19 protein-coding genes are annotated in these 23,190 nt (G+C 69.7%); all 19 read left to right on the top strand.

Translation table 11 applies throughout. The features are described 5' to 3' along the window. The first annotated feature begins 5 nt into the window (after positions 1–5). The 19 genes from ACW7G5_RS05400 to dnaE all read left to right on the top strand — a co-directional run bounded on the left by ACW7G5_RS05400 (position 6) and on the right by dnaE (position 23,107). Complete coding sequence (locus ACW7G5_RS05400) at positions 6–689, top strand: fimbrial biogenesis chaperone (RefSeq protein ID WP_457002457.1); 684 nt, start codon at positions 6–8, stop codon at positions 687–689. Beyond that, positions 649–3,036 carry a fimbria/pilus outer membrane usher protein gene (locus ACW7G5_RS05395; RefSeq protein ID WP_457002455.1) on the top strand — a complete coding sequence of 796 codons (2,388 nt, stop codon included), beginning with the start codon at positions 649–651 and terminating at the stop codon, positions 3,034–3,036. Before ACW7G5_RS05400 ends, ACW7G5_RS05395 begins: the two co-directional genes overlap by 41 nt. Then, positions 3,033–4,055 (top strand): Csu type fimbrial protein, encoded by a 1,023-nt coding sequence (locus ACW7G5_RS05390; RefSeq protein ID WP_457002453.1) that lies wholly within the window; start codon positions 3,033–3,035, stop codon positions 4,053–4,055. The genes ACW7G5_RS05395 and ACW7G5_RS05390 overlap by 4 nt, the downstream gene beginning before the upstream one ends. A 279-nt stretch (positions 4,056–4,334) precedes the next feature. Then, positions 4,335–5,219, top strand: coding sequence for a 30S ribosomal protein S2 (gene rpsB / locus ACW7G5_RS05385; RefSeq protein WP_457002451.1), 885 nt, complete (start codon positions 4,335–4,337; stop codon positions 5,217–5,219). Positions 5,220–5,304: 85 nt separating this feature from the next. After that, positions 5,305–6,174 (top strand): translation elongation factor Ts, encoded by an 870-nt coding sequence (tsf, locus tag ACW7G5_RS05380; protein ID WP_457002449.1) that lies wholly within the window; start codon positions 5,305–5,307, stop codon positions 6,172–6,174. Between the two features lie 103 nt (positions 6,175–6,277). Continuing rightward, positions 6,278–7,000 (top strand): UMP kinase, encoded by a 723-nt coding sequence (pyrH, locus tag ACW7G5_RS05375; RefSeq protein WP_457002448.1) that lies wholly within the window; start codon positions 6,278–6,280, stop codon positions 6,998–7,000. A 109-nt stretch (positions 7,001–7,109) separates the two neighbouring features. Continuing rightward, entirely contained in the window at positions 7,110–8,027 is a 918-nt protein-coding gene (locus tag ACW7G5_RS05370) for a cation diffusion facilitator family transporter (RefSeq protein WP_457002446.1), read from the top strand. A gap of 69 nt (positions 8,028–8,096) precedes the next feature. Further along, the gene (frr, locus tag ACW7G5_RS05365; RefSeq protein WP_457002445.1) at positions 8,097–8,654 is read left to right on the top strand and encodes a ribosome recycling factor; all 558 of its coding nucleotides are present in this window, start codon (positions 8,097–8,099) and stop codon (positions 8,652–8,654) included. Between the two features lie 11 nt (positions 8,655–8,665). Next, the gene (gene uppS, locus ACW7G5_RS05360) at positions 8,666–9,430 is read left to right on the top strand and encodes a polyprenyl diphosphate synthase (protein WP_457002443.1); all 765 of its coding nucleotides are present in this window, start codon (positions 8,666–8,668) and stop codon (positions 9,428–9,430) included. Then, a complete protein-coding gene (locus ACW7G5_RS05355; RefSeq protein WP_457002441.1) occupies positions 9,427–10,251 on the top strand; it encodes a phosphatidate cytidylyltransferase in 825 nt (274 codons plus the stop codon). The genes uppS and ACW7G5_RS05355 overlap by 4 nt, the downstream gene beginning before the upstream one ends. Further along, positions 10,236–11,420, top strand: a complete 1,185-nt coding sequence (locus ACW7G5_RS05350) for a 1-deoxy-D-xylulose-5-phosphate reductoisomerase (RefSeq protein ID WP_457002888.1) — start codon at positions 10,236–10,238, stop codon at positions 11,418–11,420. The genes ACW7G5_RS05355 and ACW7G5_RS05350 overlap by 16 nt, the downstream gene beginning before the upstream one ends. Before the next feature lie 10 nt (positions 11,421–11,430). After that, entirely contained in the window at positions 11,431–12,783 is a 1,353-nt protein-coding gene (rseP, locus tag ACW7G5_RS05345) for an RIP metalloprotease RseP (RefSeq protein ID WP_457002440.1), read from the top strand. A 67-nt stretch (positions 12,784–12,850) separates the two neighbouring features. After that, positions 12,851–15,301 (top strand): outer membrane protein assembly factor BamA, encoded by a 2,451-nt coding sequence (gene bamA / locus ACW7G5_RS05340; RefSeq protein ID WP_457002439.1) that lies wholly within the window; start codon positions 12,851–12,853, stop codon positions 15,299–15,301. An 18-nt stretch (positions 15,302–15,319) separates the two neighbouring features. Beyond that, complete coding sequence (gene lpxD / locus ACW7G5_RS05335) at positions 15,320–16,342, top strand: UDP-3-O-(3-hydroxymyristoyl)glucosamine N-acyltransferase (RefSeq protein WP_457002437.1); 1,023 nt, start codon at positions 15,320–15,322, stop codon at positions 16,340–16,342. Continuing rightward, positions 16,339–16,800, top strand: a complete 462-nt coding sequence (gene fabZ, locus ACW7G5_RS05330) for a 3-hydroxyacyl-ACP dehydratase FabZ (protein WP_457002436.1) — start codon at positions 16,339–16,341, stop codon at positions 16,798–16,800. Before lpxD ends, fabZ begins: the two co-directional genes overlap by 4 nt. A 1-nt stretch (position 16,801) precedes the next feature. After that, the gene (lpxA, locus tag ACW7G5_RS05325) at positions 16,802–17,587 is read left to right on the top strand and encodes an acyl-ACP--UDP-N-acetylglucosamine O-acyltransferase (protein ID WP_457002887.1); all 786 of its coding nucleotides are present in this window, start codon (positions 16,802–16,804) and stop codon (positions 17,585–17,587) included. Next, positions 17,584–18,768 (top strand): lipid-A-disaccharide synthase, encoded by a 1,185-nt coding sequence (lpxB, locus tag ACW7G5_RS05320; protein ID WP_457002434.1) that lies wholly within the window; start codon positions 17,584–17,586, stop codon positions 18,766–18,768. The genes lpxA and lpxB overlap by 4 nt, the downstream gene beginning before the upstream one ends. Continuing rightward, positions 18,765–19,421, top strand: coding sequence for a ribonuclease HII (locus ACW7G5_RS05315; protein WP_457002432.1), 657 nt, complete (start codon positions 18,765–18,767; stop codon positions 19,419–19,421). Before lpxB ends, ACW7G5_RS05315 begins: the two co-directional genes overlap by 4 nt. Positions 19,422–19,528: 107 nt before the next feature. Next, on the top strand, positions 19,529–23,107 hold the full coding sequence (gene dnaE, locus ACW7G5_RS05310) for a DNA polymerase III subunit alpha (protein WP_457002430.1): 3,579 nt from the start codon (positions 19,529–19,531) through the stop codon (positions 23,105–23,107). Positions 23,108–23,190 lie beyond the last annotated feature (83 nt).

The raw sequence follows: 23,190 nt of genomic DNA, 5'->3' as shown, positions 1-23,190 counted from the left end.
TCTTGATGGTGCCAGGCGTCGTCGCCGCGAGTGGCCTCCAGGTGTCCCCCACGACGGTGAGGATCGCCGCAGGCCACAGTGCCGATGGCATCGTGCTCGAAAACACGGGTACGGAAGTCCTGCACGCACAGGTCCGGGTCTTTCGCTGGACGCAGGCCGATGGTGAGGACATCCTGGAACCAACGGCCGACCTGACCATCAGCCCGCCGATGCTGACGCTCCCGCCCGGCGGTGACCAGCTGGTGCGCGTGATCCGCACCGGACCGCCTCCCGCGCGCGAAACCAGCTACCGGGTCGTCGTGGACGAACTTCCACTGCCTCGCGACGAGGCCACCGAGGGGCGTCCCGAGCTGCGTTTCGTGCTGCGCTATTCCATGCCGGTCTTCCTCGCCCCCGAGGAGCCGGTCGCCCCGGCCCCGATGCTGCAGGCAAGCCTGGCGAGCGTGGACGGCCGGCGGCACATCGAACTGCGCAATCCGGGTAACGGGCATGCACAGGTGTCCGACCTGGCGCTTGTCGCGCCCGACGGCAGCCGGCGCGTGATCGCACCCGGCCTGTCGGGGTATGTGCTGCCTGGGCAATGGCGCCGCTGGCTGCTGCCTGACGGTCTCGCAGCAGACCCTGCGGTTGCGTTTGAAGCAAGGATCAATGGTGAAGCGGCTGGACGCCCGCTGGCGTTGGACCGGTAGCGTCCTGCTGCTGGCGGTCGCACCGCTGGCCCACGCCCAGAATGCCGCCGCGATTCCATCCCTCACACCCGCCGGGAGCGCGGGCATGTGGTCGCCGGCGCCAATGCAGGTCCACCTGGAGGTCCGGCTGAACCACGCACGCCTGCCGCAGCTGGTGGTGTTTGAACTTCGTGGAGGGCGGCTCCATGCGGGAGCCGATACGCTGCGACAGCTGGGATTCCGCGACCCCGGCCCGGCGGATCGCCTCCCGACGCCGCTTGATGCCATGCCCGGCGTGGAGGTGTCCTACGATGCCGCTCGCCAGCAGGTCGACATCCAGGTTCCGCTGCCCCTCCTGGCATTGGATGTCACACGCTTGGGGCGCGATCCGGATCCGGTGCCGATGGCAGCCGAATCGGCACCGGGACTGCTGCTCAACTATGACCTGTACGCCAGCGACGGCAGTTACGGCAGCAACGCAACTGCCACCACCGAACTGCGCGCGTTCGGCCTGGGTCGTGGCGTGTTCAGCAATACTGCGGTCACGCGCCGGTACAGCGAGCCCGGGCGTGGGTGGCACACCGATTCGATCCGACTGGACACCAGCTGGGAGCTCTCGTTCCCTGGACCTGCCGTCACTGCGACGTTCGGCGACACCTTTACAGGCTTCCTCGACTGGACGCGCCCGGTGCGGATCGGCGGTATCCAGGTGGGCCGCAACTACGGCCTGCAGCCTTACCGCGTCACCGCCCCGCTCCCGGAGTTTCTCGGGGAAGTGTCGGTGCCGTCGGACATCGAGCTCTACGTCAACGGCATCCGCCAGTACAGCGGCAGTGCGCCGGCGGGGCCGTTCCAACTGGGCCTGGCGCCGGGCGTGTCCGGCGCGGGCAACGCGCAGATGGTGATCACGGACGCGTTCGGACGCGTGCGCACGCTCGACTTTCCGTTCTATTCCACCCAGCGGCTGCTCGCTCGCGGGCTGTCCGACTGGTCCGTGGGCCTGGGCGTGGTGCGCGAGGCCTATGGCGTGCGCTCGTTCCACTACGCCAGCGAGCCGATGGCCAGTGGCAACTACCGCCGCGGCCTCAGCGACCGCTTCACGCTCGAAGCGCATGGAGAGGTCGGCGACAGCCTGAGCAACGCGGGACTCGGCGGTGTCTGGCTGCTTGGCCTGGGCGGCGTGCTGGGCGCATCGCACGCGCGAAGCCGGCACGACGCGGACAGCGGCTCGCAGAGCACGCTCGGCTACGCGTGGAGCAACCGCCATTTCCATGCTTCGCTCGATACCAGCCGCACCAACGGCCGCTACCGTGACATCGCGTCGCTCTACGGGCTGCCGCCGTCGCGACGCAGCGAGCGGGCCATGCTCGGCCATACCAGCAGCGCACTTGGCAGCATCAGCCTCAGCTATGTCCGGCTCGATCATCCGCAGCCGAGCGAAATCGAGACCTCGCGCTACGCGGGCCTGTTCTGGAGCACGAGCTTCGCAGGCGCGTGGTCTGTCAATGCGTCGGTGAACCAGAACCTCGACGATAGTGCCGACCGCAGCCTGAGCCTCGGCATCGTGGTGCCACTGGGCCCTGACAGACAGGCGTCTACATACTGGCAGCGCGACCGCGGTCGTGACCAACTGGTCGCCGACCTGTCGCGTCCGGTCCCCTCGGATGGCGGTTACGGCTGGCGCCTGCAGGCGCGCACCGGAGACGGCGCGGGCGGCCTGGCCGAGCTCGGCTGGCAAGGTGACGCCTTGCGCGTCGGCGCGGGCGTGGCGCGTTTCGACGATTACCAGCACGGTTACGCCCAGGCCAGCGGCAGCCTGGTGCGGCTTGGCGGGGCGACCTTCGCCGCTCGCGACATCCATGACGCGTTCGCGCTGGTGTCCACAGGCGATCAGGCCGGCGTGCCGGTGATGCTCGAAAACAGCCTGGTCGGCCATACCGACCACCGCGGCCTGCTGTTGGTGACGCGCCTGAACGCGTGGCAGCGCAACCAGCTGTCCATCGACCCGATGGACCTGCCCGCCGACATCCGCGTGGGTGCGGTGGAGCAGATCGCCTCCCCCGCCGACCGCTCCGGGACCCGCGTCGAATTCGAACTCACGCCGGTGCGCGCCGCCGTGGTCGTACTGCACGACGCACACGGCGTCCCGATGCCGCTGGGCACCCGCGCCAGGCTCGCCGGCGCCTCGGGCGACGCGATCGTGGGCTATGACGGCGAGGCGTACTTCGAACACCTGGAGACACGCAACAGCCTGCGGGTAGACGCCGCCGGGCACCTGTGTTCAGTGGATTTCGACTACCCAACGACAGCGGCCGCCGGTATTCCGCGGATCGGACCGCTGCGCTGCATTGCAGGAGGCGCACCATGAAACACGCAGAAAGGGCACGGCTCCACGCAGGCTGGATACTGCTCGCGGCGCTCTGGATGTACGCACCGTACGCGCAGGCGACCACGGAGTGCACTGCCACCCAGCCGACCCTCGATTTCGGTTCGGTCGCTACGGATGGCACCACCGACGTGCAGGGCAGTTTCAGCGTGACCTGCCGAACCTTCGGCCTCTCGTTGCTCGCCCGCGCGCGGGTCTTGATGTGTCTCAACCTGGGGGCCGGCGCGTCCGGCTCCGGCCAGTACAATCCCAGGCGCCTGGTCAGCCCCCAGGGGGACATTCTTGGATTCCAGGTGTATCGGGATCCCGCACGCACACTCGTCTGGGGATCACGGCCGGTGCCCGCAGCGCCTACGCCGGTCACCGCCCAGTTCGATTATGCGGTCCCGCTGCTGGGCGGAAACCAGACCCAGACATTCACCCTCTACGGACGGATCGCGCCGCAGGCGGCGGCGGCCGGCACCTTCAGCAACAACTTCGGCGCCGGGCATACCCTCATCGAGTACCGGTACAACGAACAGATACTCGGAACACCGGATTTCCCCGCGTCGTGCAGCACTGGCGGTACGGCTGGAACTCCGTCCGCCTTTCCCTTTCTCGCACGCGCCACGGTGCCCAACCGCTGCGTCATCTCCACGGCGACCAACCTGAGTTTCGGCGCCGTGCCGGGACTGATCGGCACCAATCGCGACCGCAATTCTTCGGTCACGATGACCTGCACCGGTCGCACGGCCTGGAACATGGCGCTCGACCAGGGTCAGAACGCGGCTGGCGCCGCACGCCGCATGCGCCGGGGAACCAGCGGCGATTACGTCGGTTACGAGCTCTACCGCAACGCTGCGCGCACCCAGCGCTGGGGTGCCACGCCAGGCGTCGACACCGTGCAGGGCACCGGCACCGGGGGCGCTCAGACCCTGACGGTATTCGGGCGCGTCCCGGCCGGGCAGGCCGTGCCCGCCGGCGCCTATCGCGATGTGGTGACGGTTACCGTCACCTACTGACCGGAAAATTGCAGGCAGGTCGCGCAGCCCCTATACTCGCGCGGTTGTGGTCCGGCCCCCGTGTCGCCCACCGCCCACGACGGGCGACACCGTCGAATACACACCCGCTGCAAACACCCGTTCCGGGGTGTCCCGAGCCTGCAAGGGCAAAGGATCTGGATACGGAGGCAGCGGGGAGGCCCAACCCCGGAACCTTTCGCCGATTGTCGCCCTCCCGGGCCGCGACGGTGAGCCGCCACACCCTTCCGGCGGCCGGGTTCCCCATCAGGAATGACCACAATGTCCCAGATCACCATGCGCCAGATGCTGGAAGCCGGCGTCCACTTCGGCCACCAGACGCGCTACTGGAATCCCAAGATGGCGCCGTACATCTTCGGTGCCCGCGGCAAGATCCACATCATCAACCTCGAGAAGACCGTCCCGCTGTTCTCGGACGCGATGAACTTCATCTCCGGCATCGCCCAGAAGCGCGGCATGATCCTGTTCCTCGGCACCAAGCGCAGCGCGCGCGAGCCGATGAAGGAAGAGGCCGAGCGCTGCGGCATGCCGTACATGACCCAGCGCTGGCTGGGCGGCACGCTGACCAACTTCCGCACCGTGAAGGGCTCGGTCTCGCGCCTGAAGACGCTGGAAGCCGGCGAGACCGACGGCAGCTTCGACAAGCTGGTCAAGCACGAAGTCCTGGGCCTGCGCCGCGAGCGCGACAAGCTCGAGGCCTCGCTGGGCGGCATCAAGGAAATGAACCGCCTGCCCGACGCCCTGTTCGTGATCGACATCGGTCATGAAGACATCGCCATCAAGGAAGCCAAGAAGCTCGGCATCCCGGTGATCGCGGTCGTCGACACCAACTACGACCCCAACCTGGTCGACTACCCGATCCCCGGCAACGACGACGCCATCCGCGCCGTGCAGTTGTACGCCCGCGCCGCGGCCGACGCCGTGCTCGAGGGCAAGGCCGCCGCGCCGAGCGCCGCGACCGTGCGCGAGGAAGAGTTCAGCGAAGGCGGCGAAGGCGACAAGCCGCGCCGCGCGCCGGCCCGCAAGAAGGCCGAGGCCGCGGAAGCCAAGCCCGCAGCCGCCAAGCCCGAGGCCGCCGAAGCGAAGCCCGAAGCTGTCGAGGCCAAGCCCGAGGCGGCCGAGAGCAAGCCCGAAGCCGCCGAGTAACGCGCCAGGCATCACACGCCTGACACGCGGCCGCGCCACCATGCGCGGCCGCGAACTTTGAAAACCCACAGATTCGAGGTCCCCAATGGAAATCACCGCTTCCCTGGTCAAGGAACTGCGCGAGCGCACCGGCGCCGGCATGATGGAGTGCAAGAAGGCGCTCACCGAGGCCGGCGGCAACATCGACGCCGCCGCCGAGGCGCTGCGCAAGTCGGGCCTGGCCAAGGCCGACAAGAAGGCCGACCGCGTCGCCGCGGAAGGTCGCGTCGCCCTCGCCCAGCAGGGCAATCGCGCCGCGCTGGTCGAGATCAACTCCGAAACCGACTTCGTCGCCAAGGACGAGAACTTCCTCGCGTTCTGCGAAGCCGTGGCCACCGCCGCGCTGGGCGTCGACAGCGTCGAGGCCCTCAAGGCCGCGAGCCTCGACGGCCAGACCGTCGAGGAAACCCGCGCTGCGCTGATCTCCAAGGTCGGCGAGAACGTGCAGGTGCGCCGCATGGCCTCGATCGAGAGCGCCGACACCGTCGCCGGTTACGTCCACGGCGGCCGCATCGGCGTGTTGATCGAGCTGAAGGGCGGCGATGCCGAGCTCGCCCGTGGCCTGGCCATGCACGTGGCGGCGATGAACCCGCCGCACAACAAGGCCTCCGACGTCCCGGCCGACTTCCTTGCCAAGGAAAAGGAAATCGAGCTGGCGAAGATGAGCGACAAGGACCGCGCCAAGCCGGCCGAGATCCTCGAGAAGATCATCAGCGGCAAGATCGCCAAGATCGTCAACGAGGTCACGCTGTACGGCCAGCCCTACGTGCTCGACACCGACAAGAGCGTCGAGCAGGTGCTGAAGGCCGCCGGCGCCGACGTCATCCGCTTCGAGCGCCTGGCCGTCGGCGAAGGCATCGAGAAGGTGGTCGAGGACTACGCCGCCGAAGTGATGAAGCAGGCCGGCCTGGCCTGACGCGCGCCGCGGACCGCGATGCACGCACGAAGGGCCGCGGAGCAATCCGCGGCCCTTCGCTTTTTTCCGCTAGAATTCCCGCGATTACCGCCGGAGACCCACCATGTCGCAACTCGCCTATCGCCGCATCCTCCTCAAGCTGTCCGGCGAGGCACTGATGGGCGACGAGGACTACGGCATCGACCCCAAGATCATGCACCGCCTGGCGGCTGAGATCATCGAGGCGCAGCAGGCCGGGGCCGAGATCGCGCTGGTGGTCGGCGGCGGCAACATCTTCCGCGGCGCGGGCCTGGCCGCGGGCGGCATGGACCGCGTCACTGGCGACCAGATGGGCATGCTGGCCACGGTGATCAACGCGCTGGCGATGCAGGACGCGCTGGAAAAGCTCGGCGCCAAGGTACGCGTGATGAGCGCGATCAAGATCAACGACGTCTGCGAGGACTACATCCGCCGCCGCGCGATCCGCCACCTGGAAAAGGGCCGGCTCACGATCTTCGCCGCCGGCACCGGCAATCCCTTCTTCACCACCGACTCCGGCGCCGCGCTGCGCGCGATCGAGATCGGTGCCGACCTGCTGCTCAAGGCGACCAAGGTCGATGGCGTCTACGACTCCGACCCGAAGAAGAATCCCGACGCCGTGCGCTTCGACCGCCTGAGCTACGACGAGGTCATCCGTCGCGACCTGCAGGTGATGGATACCGCGGCGTTCGCCCTGTGCCGCGACAGCGACCTGCCGCTGCGGATCTTCGACATGGAACAGCCCGGCCAGTTGCTGCGCATCCTCAAGGGCGAGCCGATCGGCACCCTGGTCCAGGGCCGGGGCTGAGGCCTTCTTCCGGGAGCGGCCATGGCTGCTCCCGCATCCGGCCACGCGGGAAGACTGCGGCATGCCGGCTGGAATAGTGTCCGCGCGCGGCCCGTGCCAGCCTGAGCGCATGCATCGCCACCACCACGACCATGGCCATCACGGCCACCACCACGCGCCTGCGCCGGGAACGGCCACGCGCACCTTCGCCGTCATCACCCTGGTCAACCTGGGCTACACCGTGGTCGAGGCGGCCTACGGCTTCCTGACCGGTTCCCTGGCCCTGCTGTCCGATGCCCTGCACAACCTTGGCGACGTGCTCGGGCTGGCCATGGCCTGGGGCGCCGCGGTGATCGCGCAGTGGCCGCCGACCGAGCGCCATACCTACGGCTGGCGCCGCGCCACCCTGCTCTCGCCACTGGCCAACGCGGTGCTGCTGGTGGGGCTGTCGGGAGCCCTCGCCTGGGAGGCCCTGCGCCGGATGTGGGCCCCGCCCGAAGTCCCGGGCATGACCATCATCGTGGTCGCCGCGATCGGAATCGCCGTCAACTTCGGCACCGCGCTGATGGTGAGCGGCGGCCATGCCCACGACCTCAATCGCCGCGGCGCCTACCTGCACCTGATGGCCGACGCGGGCATCTCGCTGGCCACCGTGCTCGCCGGCGCCGGCATGCTGGCCTGGGGCTGGGCGCTGCTGGACCCGGTGACCGCGCTGCTGATCGGGGTGGTGGTGGCGGTGGGCGCCGTCGGCCTGCTGCGGGACAGCTTCAACGCCGCGATGGACGCGGTACCGCCGGGCATCGACACGTCCGAGGTGCGTGATTTCATCGCCGCGCAGCCGGGCGTCGCCTCGGTGCACCACCTGCATATCTGGTCGCTGGGCGCCGGCGGGGTGGCGATGACGGCCCACCTGGTGCGCCCGCAGGGCGACGACGACGCGTTCATGCGCGCCACCGCCGAAGCCCTGCAGGCGCGCTTCGGCATCAACCACGCCACCCTCCAGGTCGAACGCGGCGACGGTGCATGCGGCGGTCACGCAGCGCAGTGAGGCTCCGGCGCGTCGCGGTCGTCGCGCTTCGCCTATAATCCGCCGATTGCGAACAGGAGCCCGCGGCCCATGCTCAACGAGATCAAGAAAGACACGCAGACGCGCATGGCGAAGAGCGTGGAATCGCTGCGCCACGACCTGACCAAGGTCCGCACCGGCCGCGCGTCCACCGCGCTGGTCGACCACCTCAGGGTCAACTACTACGGCTCGGACATGCCGCTCACCCAGGTCGCCTCGGTCGGGGTGAGCGACGCGCGCACGCTCACCATCACGCCCTGGGAAAAGCCCATGGTCGCGGCGGTCGAGAAGGCGATCCTCGCCTCCGACCTCGGCCTGACGCCGAACACCGCCGGCACCACCATCCGCATCAACCTGCCCGCGCTCACCGAAGAGCGCCGCCGCGAGCTGAGCAAGCTGGTTCACGCCGAGGGCGAGTCCACCAAGGTGGCGATCCGCAACATCCGCCGCGACTCCAACCAGCAGGTCAAGGACCTGCTGAAGGAAAAGGCGATCAGCGAGGACGACGAGCGCCGCGTCGAGGGCGAGATCCAGAAGATCACCGACGACGCCATCAAGGACGTCGATGAAGTGGTCAAGGCCAAGGAGCAGGAGCTGATGGCGGTCTGACGGGGGTCGCGATGAACGCACCGCCCGCCACGCCACGCATCCCGCGCCACGTCGCCATCATCATGGACGGCAACGGCCGCTGGGCCGCGCGCCGCCGCCGGCCGCGCATGATCGGCCACCGCGCCGGCGCGCGCGCGGTCAACCTGTGCATCGACTTCTGCCTTGAGCGCGGCGTCGGGGCCCTCACCCTGTTCGCGTTCTCGAGCGAGAACTGGGGCCGCCCCGCCGACGAAGTCGGCGCCTTGATGAAGCTGTTCCTCAACGCGCTGGACCGCGAGGTGGGCGAGCTCCACCGCCGCGGCGTACGCGTGCGCTTCATCGGCGACCGCAGCCGCTTCGACGCCGCGATCACCGCGCGCATGGACGCCGCCGAGGGACTCACCGCCGGCAACGACCGCCTGGCGCTCTCGATCGCCGCCAGTTACGGCGGCCGCCAGGACATCGCCAGCGCCGCGCGTGCGCTGGCCGTGGACGTTGCCGAAGGCCGCCTGCGTCCCGAGGACATCGACGAGGCGGCGCTGGGCGCGCGCGTGGCGCTGGCCGACCTGCCGGCCCCCGACCTGTTCATCCGCACCGGCGGCGACCTGCGGATCAGCAACTTCCTGCTCTGGCAGCTTGCCTACACCGAACTCTGGTTCACCGACCTGCTGTGGCCCGACCTGGACGCAGCGACGCTTCAACAGGCGTTCGACGACTTCGCCCGCCGCGAGCGACGCTTCGGCCTCACCGGTGAGCAGCTGGCCTCCAGCGCAACCACGGATACCATCACCCCATGACCCGCACCAGAATCCTTGCCGCCCTCGTCATGGCTCCGGGGACCATCGCAGCCGTTCTGCTGCTGCCCACGCCGTGGATGATGCTGGCTGCCGCAATCGTCTTCCTCGCCGCGCTATGGGAATGGTTCGCGCTGGCCGAGATCGAAGATTCGCTCGCGCGAAGTGCTCTGCTGGTGCTGAACCTGCTTTTGATGGTGGCCCTGGTCTGGGGCACCGGCGGCACTGCCGCCACGCTTGTCCTGTTCAAGCTTGCTGTGGTGCTGGGCGTGATCTGGTGGCTGCTGGCCATGCTGTGGCTGGTGCACTACGACTTCGCCTCCGACCACGACACCAACGCGCGCGTGTTCAAGCTTGCCGCGGCGACCTTCGCCGTGGTCCCGGCGTGGTGCGCGCTGGCGCTCCTGCACAACGACGGCCCCGCCTGGCTGCTGCTGGTGCTGATGACCGTCTGGGCCACCGACACCGGTGCCTATTTCGCCGGGCGTGCGTTCGGCAAGCGCAAGCTGGCGCCGCGGATCAGCCCCAACAAGACCATGGCCGGCCTGGTTGGCGGTGCCGCGGGCGGCGTGCTGGCGGCGACCCTGGGCGCATGGATCATCGGCGTCGGGATTCCCGTGCTGCCGCTGGTGGCGCTGGTGGCCCTGCTTACCGTGCTGTTTTCCGTGGTGGGCGACCTGTTTGAAAGCCTGCTCAAGCGCCACGTCGGCGCCAAGGATTCCGGCAACCTGATTCCCGGCCATGGCGGGATCATGGACCGCCTCGACAGCGTGTTCGCCGCACTGCCCGTGTTCGCGCTGGGCAAGATCTGGCTGGGCTTCTGATGCGCAGCGTCGCCGTCCTCGGCGCCACCGGCTCGATCGGCACTTCGACGCTGGACGTCATCGCCCGCCACCCGGAGGCCATGCGCGCCAGCGCGCTCGCCGCCGGCAGCAAGGTCGAGGCGCTGCTCGAGGCCTGCCGCCAGCACCGTCCCGACGACGCCGCGATCGCCGACGAAGCCGCGTATCCCCGGCTCCGCGACGGACTGCGCGAGGCCGGGCTCCCGACCCGCGCGCACGCCGGCATGGCCGCGATCGCCGACCTTGCCGCCGACGGTGGAACCGACACCGTGGTCGCCGCCATCGTGGGCGCCGCGGGCCTGGATTCGACGCTTGCCGCGGCGCGCGCGGGCAAGCGCCTGCTGCTCGCCAACAAGGAGTCGCTGGTGCTTGCCGGGGAGCTGGTGATGGCCACCGCCCGCGAGCACGGGGCGCAGGTCATCCCGATCGACAGCGAGCACAGCGCCATCTTCCAGTGCCTGCCGCCCGATGCCGCCTGCACGGACGTGCGCCGGCTTGTGCTGACCGCTTCCGGCGGCCCGTTCCGCGGCCGCGACCGCGCGTCGCTCGCCGACGTCACGCCCGCCCAGGCCGTGGCCCACCCCAAGTGGTCGATGGGCCCGAAGATCTCGGTCGACTCCGCCACCCTGATGAACAAGGGTTTGGAGGTGATCGAGGCCCACCACCTGTTCGGGCTGCCTGCGGCCCGCATCGACGTGCTGGTGCACCCGCAGAGCCTGGTGCATTCGCTGGTGGAGTTCATCGACGGCTCGACCCTTGCGCAGCTCGGCCTGCCGGACATGCGCACCGCGCTGGCGGTCGGCCTGGCCTGGCCGCGGCGCATCGAATCGGGCGTCGGCGGGCTCGACCTGCTCGCCCACGGCCGCCTGGACTTCGAGCCACCGGATACCGAAGCCTTCCCCTGCCTGCGCCTGGCCTTCGACGCACTGGCCGCGGGCGGCACGGCGCCCGCAGTGCTCAACGCCGCCAACGAGGAGGCGGTTTCAGCCTTCCTTCAGGGCCGCACCGGCTTCCTGTCCATTCCCGCGCTGGTCGAAGAAGCGCTGGCAGCGCTGCCGGCCAGGCCCGCCGCGTCCCTCGAGGCGCTGCGCGAGGCCGACGCGCTCGCCCGCGACGTGACCCGGCGCGCCCTCGCCCGCCAAGCCCACTGACGAGCACGCAATGACTACTTTCCTGGGTTCCGTGTGGTGGATGATCGTCAGCCTGGGCGTGCTGGTGACCTTCCACGAGTTCGGCCACTTCTGGGTGGCCCGGCGCAACGGCGTGAAAGTGCTGCGGTTCTCGGTCGGGTTCGGCCGGCCGCTGTGGAAGCGCGTGGGTCGCGACGGCACCGAGTACGTGGTCGCCGCCCTGCCCCTGGGCGGCTACGTGCGCATGCTCGACGAGCGCGAGGGCGACGTCGCGGAGTCCGAACTCGGGGCGGCCTTCAACCGCAAATCGGTCTGGCAGCGCATCGCCATCGTGGCCGCGGGACCCATCGCCAACCTGCTGCTGTGCCTCGCCCTGCTCTGGGCGATGTTCGTGATCGGCCGGCCCGACTACCAGCCGGTGCTGGGCCAGGTCCAGGGCATCGCCGCGGAGTCGGGCCTGGCGCGCGGCGACACCCTGCTCCGGATCGGCGACCGACCGACCCCGACCTGGAGCGAGGCGGCGATGGCCCTGACCACCGCCGCCATGGACCGCTCCGACGTCGAGGTGCGCATGCGCACCGCCCAGGGCAGCGAGGCGGTCCGCACGCTGCGCCTGTCCGCGCTGCCCGAGGACCTCGAGGCCCGGCGCACGATCGCGGCGATCGGCATGCTTCCGCAGGCCTTCGTTCTGCCGCCGGACGTGGGCCGGGTGCGCGAGGACAGCGCGGCCTGGGGCGTGCTCGCCGAGGGCGACCGCATCACCGCCATCGACGGCGTGGCCGTGCACGCCTTCGCCGACATCGGCCCGCTGGTGCAGGAACTCGGCACCCAGGGCGGAAAGGGCATGATCGAGGTCGAGCGCGACGGCGAGCGGCTGGCGCTGGAGATCGCGCCCACGCTGGCCGAAGCGGAGGGGCGGGAACCCTTCTGGGCCCTGGGCATCGAGCCCACCCCGCGCTCGGCCGTCCACGACGCCACCCTGCGCCATGGCCCGCTGGCCGCCGTTCCCGCAGCCGCCGCCGAGACCTGGCGCCTCACCCGCGATACCCTGGGCATGGTCTGGCGCATGGCCAGCGGCCGGGCCTCGATGGAAAACGTCTCCGGCCCGATCACCATCGCCCGCTATGCCAACGCGTCCGCCGGCATGGGCGCCGCCTGGTTCCTGAATTTCCTCGCCCTGCTCTCGCTGAGCCTGGCGATCATCAACCTGCTGCCGATCCCGATCTTGGACGGCGGTCACCTGTTGTATTACCTTATCGAGTTGGTCAAGGGCAGCCCCTTGAGCGAGCGCGCGATGGTCGCCGGGCAATATGTCGGAATGGCCATGCTCGCAGGCCTGATGGGCCTGGCGTTCTACAACGACATCCTGCAACTGGTGCGCTGATGCCCGCATGTACCACCGCCGCGCCCAGCGCCGCACCCCCACGAAACGCCCGACCCGGACGCCATTGATGACGCGACTCCCGAAACGCCGCCTGCTTGCCATCGCCCTCGCCTCGACGCTCGCCGCGCCGGCCTGGGCCCAGCAGCCGGCCGACCCGCTGGCCGCCTTCGGCATGCCGCCCCAAACCGCCACGGCCCTCGCCCCCGGCGCATTCACGGTCTCCGACATCCGCGTCGACGGCCTGCAGCGCATCGGCGCCGGCACCGTGTTCACCTATCTTCCGATCGAACGCGGCGACAGCATCGATTCCGGCCGGGTCGGCGCAGCCATCCGCGCGCTGTACGCCACGGGCTTCTTCGAGGACGTCAGCATGGGCCGCCAGGGCGACATCCTGGTGGTCGAGGTCACCGAACGCCCGGCGATCAACAAGCTCACGCTCACCGGCAACAAGGACATCAAGACCGAGGACCTGACCAAGGGCCTGAGCGACATTGGCCTGGCCGAGGGCGAGACCTTCGACCGCCTGGCGCTCGACCGCGTGACCCAGGAGTTGACCCGCCAGTACAACAACCGCGGCAAGTACAACGTCGCGATCACGCCCACGGTCTCGCCGCTGGACCGCAACCGCGTCGACGTCACGATCAAGGTCGACGAAGGCAAGGCGGCGAGCATCCGCCACATCAACCTGGTGGGCAACGACAGCTTCGACGACGAGACCCTGACCGGGGCCTGGGAGTCGGGCACCAGCAACTGGTTGAGCTGGTACCGCCGCGACGACCAGTATTCGCGCGAGAAGCTCGAAGGCGACCGCGAGAAGCTGCGCAATTTCTATCTCGACCGCGGCTACATCGACTTCAGCGAGGACAACATCCAGGTCGCGATCAGCCCGGACAAGCGCGACATGTACATCACCGCCGGCCTGACCGAGGGCGAGGTGTACACCGTGGATACGGTCGAGGTCACCGGCGACACCGTGCTGCCGAAGGAAGACATCGAGCGCCTGGTGTACATCAAGCCCGAGATGACCTTTTCGCGCGCGTTGCTCGAGTTCAGCTCGGACCAGATCGCGTCCACGCTGAGCAACATCGGCTACGCCTTCGCGCAGGTCAACGTGATCCCGGAAGTGGACCGCGAGAACCGCCGCGTCGACATCAACCTGCAGGTCGTGCCCGGACCGCGCGTCACCGTGCGCCGGATCGTGTTCAAGGGCAACGCCCGCACCGCGGACGAAGTGCTGCGCCGCGAGATGCGCCAGTTCGAGGGCGCCTGGTATTCGCAGGCGGCGATCGACCGTTCCAAGGTGCGCCTGCAGCGCCTGGGCTTCTTCGAATCCGGCAGCGTCAACGTCGAGAGTAAGCCGGTTCCCGGCACCAACGACCTGGTCGACATCGAGTACAGCGTCACCGAGACCACGTCCGGCAGTTTCATGTTCGGCGTGGGCTACTCGCAGCTCAGCGGCATGACCACCTCGGTGCAGCTGTCGCAGAACAACTTCCTCGGCAGCGGCAACCGCGTCTCGGTCGAGGCCCAGCGCAACGTCTACCTGCAGCGTTACTCGTTCTCGTACCTGAATCCGTACTTCAGCGACAACGGCCTGTCGCTGGGCTACAACCTGTGGTGGCGCGAGTTCGACAACTCCGAGTACAACACCGCGCAATACTCCTCGACCAGCCGCGCGGCGCAGATGGTGCTGGGGATCCCGCTGACCGAGCACGACACCATCACCGCGATGTTCGGCATCGACAGCAACCAGATCTTCGCCTGGCGCGGCAGTTCACCGCAGTCGATCGTCGACTACATCGACGTGATCGGGCAGCGCACCTTCCACGCCTGGCGCGCCGAGCTGGGCTGGGCCCGCGACACCCGCAACGACTTCCTGCAGCCGACGCGCGGCACCCTGCAGCGCGTGTCCATGGAAGTCGCCCTGCCGGGCTCCACCGCCGAGTACTACAAGCTCAACTACGAGTTCTCGAAGTACTGGCAGATTTCCCGCGCGCTGGTGCTCAACACCCGCTTCGAGTTCGGCTATGGCGACAGCTACGGCGATGCGCGCTACGGCACCGTCTACGACCCGGACTCCCCCGAAGACACGGATGACCTGCCGGAAGCCCGCGCCGCGATGGCCGACGGCCTGCCGTTCTTCGAGAACTTCTACGCCGGCGGCGCGCGCTCGGTGCGCGGCTTCCGCGACAACACCCTTGGCCCGCGCGAGGCCGCCTGGAACAGCAGCTACCAGCAGGTCATCGGCGGCGCGGTGAAGACCGTGGGCTCGTTCGAGATGTTCTTCCCCACGCTGTTCGATTCGCCCGCCGCGCGCGTGTCCGCTTTCGTGGACTTCGGCAACGTGTTCAAGGACGTCGATGCCTTCGACGCCGGCGAGCTTCGCGCCTCGGCGGGCGTTGCGCTGATGTGGCGCGCGCCAGTGGGGCCGATCTCGATCAGCTACGCGATGCCGCTGCGCGAACAGGACGGCGACGAACTCGAGCGCCTGCAGTTCACCTTCGGCGGCGCGTTCTAGCCGCCCGGGCACGGAATGATGGCAGCGACCACGCAAACGGCGGCGGCACTGGCCGAGCGCTTCGGCCTTGTCCTGTGCGGTGACGGCGGGGTGGCGGTCGACTCGGTCGCGACGCTGTCCGGCGCAGGCCCGCGGCAGCTGTCCTTCCTGGCCAATCCGCGCTACCGCGGCCAGCTGGCCGGCTCGGACGCGGGCGTGGTGGTGGTCCGCGAAGGCGACGCCGAAGGACTTGACCGGACCGTGCTGGTCGCGCGCGATCCATACGTGGCGTTCGCGAAGATCGCGGCACTGTTCGATCCGGCGCCGCGTGCCAACGCCGGCGTGCATGCCTCCGCGGTGGTGGACGCTTCGGCCGAGGTCGACCCATCGGCCGAGATCGGTCCGCTCGCCTGCATCGGCGCGCGTTCGCGCATCGGCGCCGGCGCGATCATCGGCCCGGGCTGCGTCATCGGCGATGACTGCGTGGTCGGCGCCGGCAGCCGGCTGGTGGCGCGCGCCACCCTGGTGCGCCGCGTGCGCCTGGGCGAACGCGTGCTGGTCCACCCCGGCGCGGTCCTGGGCGCCGACGGCTTCGGCCTGGCGATGGATGCCGGGCGCTGGATCAAGGTCCCGCAGCAGGGCGGCGTGCTGGTCGGCGACGACTGCGAGATCGGTGCCAACACCACCATCGACCGCGGCGCCATCGAGGACACCGTGCTCGAAGAGGACGTCCGCCTGGACAACCAGATCCAGATTGGACACAACGTCCGCATCGGCGCGCACACGGCCATGGCCGGATGTTCCGCCGTGGCCGGCAGCGCCGTCATCGGGCGTTACTGCCTGATCGGCGGCGGCGCGGGCATCCTCGGCCACCTCACCATCTGCGACCGGGTCGTGGTCACCTCGATGGCCCTGGTCACGCATTCGATCGACGTGCCCGGCGAATACTCGTCGGGCACGCCGATCATGGACAACCGCAGCTGGCGCAAGAGCGCGGCGCGGTTCAAGCAACTCGACGCGCTCGCCCGCCAGGTGCAGGCGCTGGAAAAGGAGAAGACATGACGGCGGGCACCCTGAGCTTTCCCATCGGCGTGGAGGGCATCCGCGAGATGCTCCCGCACCGGTACCCGTTCCTGCTGATCGACCGCGTGGTGGCCTTCGAGGACGGCAAGCGCGTGCTTGCGTACAAGAACGTGACCGCGAACGAAAGCTATTTCCAGGGCCACTTCCCCGATCGGCCGGTGATGCCGGGCGTGCTGGTGATCGAGGCCATGGCGCAGGCCGGCGGCTTGCTGACCCAGATCGCGCGCGGCGGCGCCAGCCACGTCGGCCGCCTGTCCTACCTGGTCAAGGTCGACAACGCACGCTTCGCGCGCATGGTCGTGCCGGGTGACCGCCTCGACATCGAGGTCACGATCAAGCGCGAGATCCGCAACATGACCCTGTACTGCGGCGTCGCGACCGTCGATGGCGAAAAGGTGGCCAGCGCCGACATCCTCTGTGCCGAGGTCGATGCCTGACATGGCCGCGGCGTCGATCCACGCCAGTGCGGTCGTCGACCCGTCCGCCGTGATCGGCGAGGGCGTCACGATCGGGCCGTTCACGATCGTCGGCGCCGGCGTCGAGATCGGCGCGGGCACGCAGGTCGGTCCGCACTGCAGCGTGGAAGGGCCGACCCGCATCGGCCGCGACAACCGCATCCATGGCCACGCCGCGATCGGCGGCGAGCCGCAGGACAAGAAGTACCGCGGCGAGCGCGTCGGGCTCGAGATCGGCGACCGCAACGTCATCCGCGAGTTCACCACCATCAACCGCGGCACCGGCGACGGCGGCGGGATCACCCGCATCGGCAGCGACAACTGGCTGCTGGCCTATACCCACGTGGCGCACGACTGCATCGTCGGCGACCACTGCATCTTCTCCAACAACGCGACGCTGGCCGGGCACGTCGTGGTCGGTGACCACGTGATCCTGAGCGGGTTCGCCGGCATCCACCAGTTCTGCCGCATCGGCGACCACGCCTTCATCGGCATGGGGGCCTTCGTCAACGGCGACGTACCGCCCTTCCTGATGGTCGCGCAGGAGGGCTACGGCCGGCCGCGCGGGATCAACGCCGAAGGCCTGAAGCGCCGCGGCTTCGACCAGGACCGGATCGCGGCCATCCGCCGCGCCTACCGCGCCGTCTACATGTCGGGCGAAACGCTGGATGACGCCCGCGGCAAGCTCGCGGAGCTGGCATCGGGCAGCGACGACGTGCGGCTGATGCTCGACTTCATCGACGGCGGCGAACGGCCGTTGCTGCGGTGACCGGCGGCGGGCCGCGCTTCGCGCTGGTCGCCGGCGAAGCGTCCGGCGACCTGCTCGGCGCCGGGCTGGTCGAACGCCTGCGCGAGCGCTTTCCCGATGCCGAGTTCGCCGGGATCGGCGGCGACGCGATGCGCGCCGCCGGCATGGATACCTGGCACGACGCCGGGGAGCTGGCGGTGATGGGCCTGGCGGAAGTGCTCTCGCACCTGCCACGGCTGCTGCGCCTGCGCCGCGGCCTGCGCCGCCGCATCCTCGACTGGAAGCCCGACGCCTTCATCGGCATCGACGCGCCCGACTTCAACCTCGGCCTCGAACGCCAGCTCAAGGCGCGCGGCGTATGCACCGTGCACTACGTCAGCCCCTCGGTCTGGGCCTGGCGCCAGGGCCGCGCGGCGAAGATCGGGCGCAGCGCCGACCGCGTGCTCTGCCTGTTCCCGATGGAGCCGCCGATCTACGCCCGCCACGGCGTCGACGCGCGCTTCGTCGGTCATCCGATGGCCGATGCCATGCCGCTCAATCCCGACCGCCGCGCAGCCCGCGCAGCGCTCGACGTGGACCAGGACGCGCCCGTGCTGGCGGTGCTTCCCGGCTCGCGCCTGGGCGAGATCGAGCGCCTGGGTCCCGCCTTCCTGCAGGCCGCGGCGCTGGTGGCCGAACGCATCCCGGGCCTGCAGGTGCTGGTGCCCGCCGCCAACGCAGCCTGCCGCGAAGCGCTGGCGGCGATGCTGCCGGCCGCGGACGCGACTGCGGTGCGCCTGCTGGACGGCTCCGCACGCGCCGCCATGGTCGCCGCCGACGTCGTGCTGCTGGCCTCGGGCACGGCGACGCTGGAGGCGATGCTCGCCAAGCGCCCCATGGTCGTGGGCTATCGCATCTCGCCCACCACCCACGCCATCGTCAAGGGCCTGGGCATGCTCAAGGTGGACCGCTACGCCCTGCCCAACGTGCTTGCCGGCGAAACCATCGCGCCCGAGCTGATGCAGGACGACTGCACGCCGCTGCAACTGTCCGAAGCTGTGCTTGCCTGGTTCTCCGATCCCGCCGCGATCGAGGCGCTCGAGCCGCGCTACCGCGAGCTGCACATCCTGCTTCGCCGCGACGCCTCGCGCGAAGCGGCCGCGGCCGTGGTCGAGCTGCTCGACCCACGGCATCTCGCCGCAGACGCCGGCGCCGCGCCATGAGGCAGCGGCCTGCGCTGGCGGGGGTCCGCGCGCAGCCGGGACCACCGGGCGCGACCGCGGTGTCCGACCTGGTGGCCGGCATCGACGAGGCCGGCCGCGGCCCGCTGGCCGGGCCGGTCGTGGTCGCGGCCGTCGTCTTCGACCCGGCGCGCCCGCGCATCAACGGCCTGGACGATTCCAAGGCGCTGAAGTCCACGCGCCGCGACGAGCTCTACGAACGCATCATCGACCGCGCCCTGGCCTGGCACGTGGTCGCGATCGGCGTCGAGGACATCGACCGCATCAACATCTACCACGCCACCATGCTCGGCATGCGCCTGGCAATGGAAGCCGTGGCGCACGTGGCCGGCATGGCGCGCATCGACGGCAACGCGATCCCCGCCGGCCTGCCCTGCGCGGCCGAAGCCTGGGTGGGCGGTGATGCGCGCGATCGCAGCATCATGGCCGCATCCATCCTGGCCAAGGTCACCCGCGATCGCGCCATGCACGAGCTGCACGGGCACTATCCCGCCTACGGATTCCACGAACACAAGGGCTATGGCACGCCCGCCCACCTCACCGCGCTGCGCACGCACGGGCCCTGCCCCCAGCACCGCAGGAGCTTCGCGCCGGTGCACGCGGCCGGCGTACCCGATCTGTTCGAGCCGCGCTGAGTCGGGCAGCTCCGTCCTGGAACGCCGGACCGCGCGGGCAGGGCTGTCAAGCCTTGTCCGCGCGGTGGCTGGGACCTAACCTGCTTGGCTGCAACTCCGGCCCCACGATGTCCCGACGCTTCGTCCATCTGACGCTCCACAGCGAGTATTCCCTCGCCGACTCGACGATCCGCATCCCGGAGCTCGTCAAGCGCTGCGTGGCCCTGGGCCAGCCATCGGTGGCGGTGACCGACCGCAACAACCTGTTTTCGCTGGTGAAGTTCTTCCGTGCGGCCGAGGGCGCCGGCATCAAGCCGATCGCCGGTGCCGACATCAGCATCGCCGAAGGCAACGAGGCGCCGGCGACGCTCACCCTGCTCTGCCGCGACCACGAGGGCTACCTGTCGCTGTCGCGGCTGCTCACGCGCGCCTGGATGGAGGGCCAGCGCCACGACGGCGTGGTGGTCCGTCCGGAATGGCTGCGCGAGGTGCACGGCGGCCTGTTCGCCCTCGCCGGGCGCCAGTCGCCAGCCGGTCGCCTGGTCGCCGCCGGCCGGCCGGACCAGGCCGAGGCCTGGGTGAAGGACTGGCGCGGCGTGTTCGACGACGGCCTGCACCTGGCCCTGGCGCGCTGCGGCTTCGCCGACGAGGCGGCATTCAACGACTTCGCGCTGCAGGCGTCCTCGCTGTGCTCGGTGCCGGTGGTGGCCGGCAACGAGGTGCGCTTCATCGACCGCGAGGGCTTCGACGCCCACGAAGCGCGGGTCTGCATCTCGTCGGGGCGCGTGCTGGACGATCCGCGCCGGCCGCGCGACTACACCGCCGAGCAGTACCTGAAGTCCGATGACGAGATGGCGGCGCTGTTCGCCGACGTGCCCGACGCGCTGGCCAACACGGTGGCGCTGGCGCAGCGCTGCAACCTCGAACTCCGGCTGGGCACCTACCACCTGCCCGCGTTCCCGGTGCCCAGCGAGCACACGCTCGACTCCTGGATCCGCAGCGAGGCCCGCGCCGGCCTTGCGCGCAGGCTTGAGCACGCGCCGCTGGCCGCTGGCCACGACCGCGCCAGCTATGACGCGCGCCTGGAGACCGAGCTCGACGTCATCATCCGGATGGGCTTCCCGGGCTACTTCCTGATCGTCTCGGACTTCATCCGCTGGGCCAAGGAACAGGGCATTCCCGTCGGCCCCGGCCGTGGTTCCGGCGCCGGTTCGCTGGTGGCCTGGGCGCTGGAGATCACCGACCTCGACCCCCTGCCCTACGACCTGCTGTTCGAACGCTTCCTCAACCCCGAACGCGTGTCGATGCCCGACTTCGACATCGACTTCTGCATGGACCGGCGCGACGAGGTGATCGACTACGTCGCCGCCAAGTACGGCCGCGACCGCGTCAGCCAGATCATCACCTACGGCACCATGGCCGCGAAGGCCGTCGTGCGCGATGCCGGGCGTGCGCTGGGCTATCCCTTCGGGCTGGTCGACAGCATCGCCAAGCTGGTGCCGATGACCTTGGGCGTGTCGCTGCAGGACGCGCTGGGCCTCACCGAGAAGGGACGCAAGGACGACGCCTGGCGCTCCGACGAGCTGATCGCGCGCTACCGGGACGAGGATGATGTCCGCGACCTGATCGACCTTGCGCTGCAGCTCGAGAACCTGACCCGCAACGCCGGCAAGCACGCCGGCGGCGTGGTGATCGCGCCCTCGCCGCTGTCCGACTTCTGCCCGCTGTTCGCCGAACACGACGGCGACGGCGGCGGCCGCAACCCGGTGACCCAGTTCGACAAGGACGACGTCGAAGCCGTGGGCCTGGTGAAGTTCGACTTCCTGGGCCTGCGTACGCTGACGATCATCGACTGGGCGGTGAAGGCGATCAACAAGCGCCTGGCCGGACAGGCCACGGCGGGCGGAGACGCCCCGGCGCTGGTCGACATCACCAAGCTGCCGCTCGACGACGCAAGGACCTACGAGCTGTTCGCGCGCGGCGACACCGTGGCGGTGTTCCAGTTCGAATCGCGCGGCATGCGCGAGCTGCTCAAGCGCGCGAAGCCCGACCGCTTCGACGACCTGATCGCCCTGGTGTCGCTGTACCGCCCGGGGCCGATGGACCTGATCCCCGACTTCATCGAGCGCAAGCACGGGCGCGCCGAGGTCCAGTATCCGCACGCGCTGCTGGAGCCGGTGCTGGCGCCGACCTACGGCGTGGTGGTGTACCAGGAACAGGTGATGCAGACCGCGCAGATCCTGGGCGGCTATTCGCTGGGCGGCGCCGACCTGCTGCGCCGGGCGATGGGCAAGAAGAAGGTCGAGGAAATGGCGCGCGAACGCGCCAAGTTCGAGGCCGGTGCGCTGGAAACCCACGGCATCGCGCCCAAGGTGGCCGGGCCCATCTTCGACCTGCTCGAGAAATTCGCAGGCTACGGCTTCAACAAGTCGCACGCCGCCGCCTATGCGCTGGTGTCGTACCAGACCGCGTGGCTGAAAACCCATTATCCGGCCGAGTTCATGGCCGCGGTGCTGTCGAGCGACATGGACAGCACCGAGAAGGTCGTCGGCTTCCTCGCCGAGGCGCGCGCGCTCGGGCTCGAAGTACTGCTTCCGGACGCGAACCATTCGGGCTACATGTTCGAAGCCATGGACGCGCGCACCCTGCGCTACGGCCTGGGCGCGGTGAAGGGCGTGGGCCAGGGCGCCTGCGAGGCGATCGCCGCCGAGCGCGAGCGCGATGGCCCGTACGCCAACCTGATGGATTTCTGCCGCCGGATCGAATCCGCGCGCCTGAACCGGCGCACGCTCGAGGCGCTGGTGAACGCGGGCGCGCTGGATGCGCTCGGGCTCAACCGTGCTTCGCTGATGCTGCAGCTACCCGAAGTGCTCAAGGCCACCGACCAGCTGGCGCGCGAGCGCGAGGCCGGCCAGGCCTCGCTGTTCGGAGGCTTCGCCGAGCCCGCGGCCGCCGCGGCGCAGATCACCCTGCCCGAGGTCGCCGAATGGCCGCTGGCACAGAAGCTCGCCGGCGAACGCGACACCCTCGGCCACTACCTCAGCGGCCATCCGCTGGATCCATGGCGCAGCGAACTCAAGACCCTGGTGGGCGCCGACCTCGGCCAGCTCGACCAGCTCTGGGAGTCGGGCAGCAGCATGCGCAAGGGCGGCAACGGCAATGGCGAAGGCGGCCGTGGCGGCTGGCGGCAGGAGGTCACGGCCATCGTCGCCGGCCAGGTCATGGGCATCCGCAAGCGCGGCGAAAGCCAGGCTTTCGTCCAGCTTGAAGACGGCCGTGGCCGCATCGAGTGCGCGTTCTTCTCGGAAGCCTGGGTGGAGTACGCATCGCTGCTGGGCGGCAACCGCATCGTGATCGTCGAAGGCGGCCTGCGCGAGGACGAGTTCAGCGGCGGCTTCTCGCTGCGCGCGCGCCGGGCCTGGGATTTCCACGAGGTCTGCAGGCAGTCCGCACAGCGCCTGTCACTGCGCCTGGACCTGAAGTCCATGGGCGTCCTCGACCGCATCGACACGCTGCTGGCCAGCCACCGCCCGGGGACCACGCCGCTGCGCCTGGACCTGCTGCTGGCGACCGGTGCCGCCGGCAGCCTCGACATCGACGGCGCCGGCTCGGTGCGCGTCGAACCGGACCTCCTGGGCCAGCTGCGCGTGGAACCCGGCGTGCGCGCCGTGCACGTCGCCATGGGTACCCGCCCCTGGGCCAGCTGAGCACTTGCAAGCATCAACGCAGTTGGAGTTCCCGCTCCCACAAAAGCATGCTTCCCGGCCTCCCGGGAGCGACTCCGCTAGAC

This window comes from Luteimonas sp. A501, from assembly GCF_054052085.1.
This window is presented reverse-complemented; position numbering and strand designations above follow the sequence as displayed.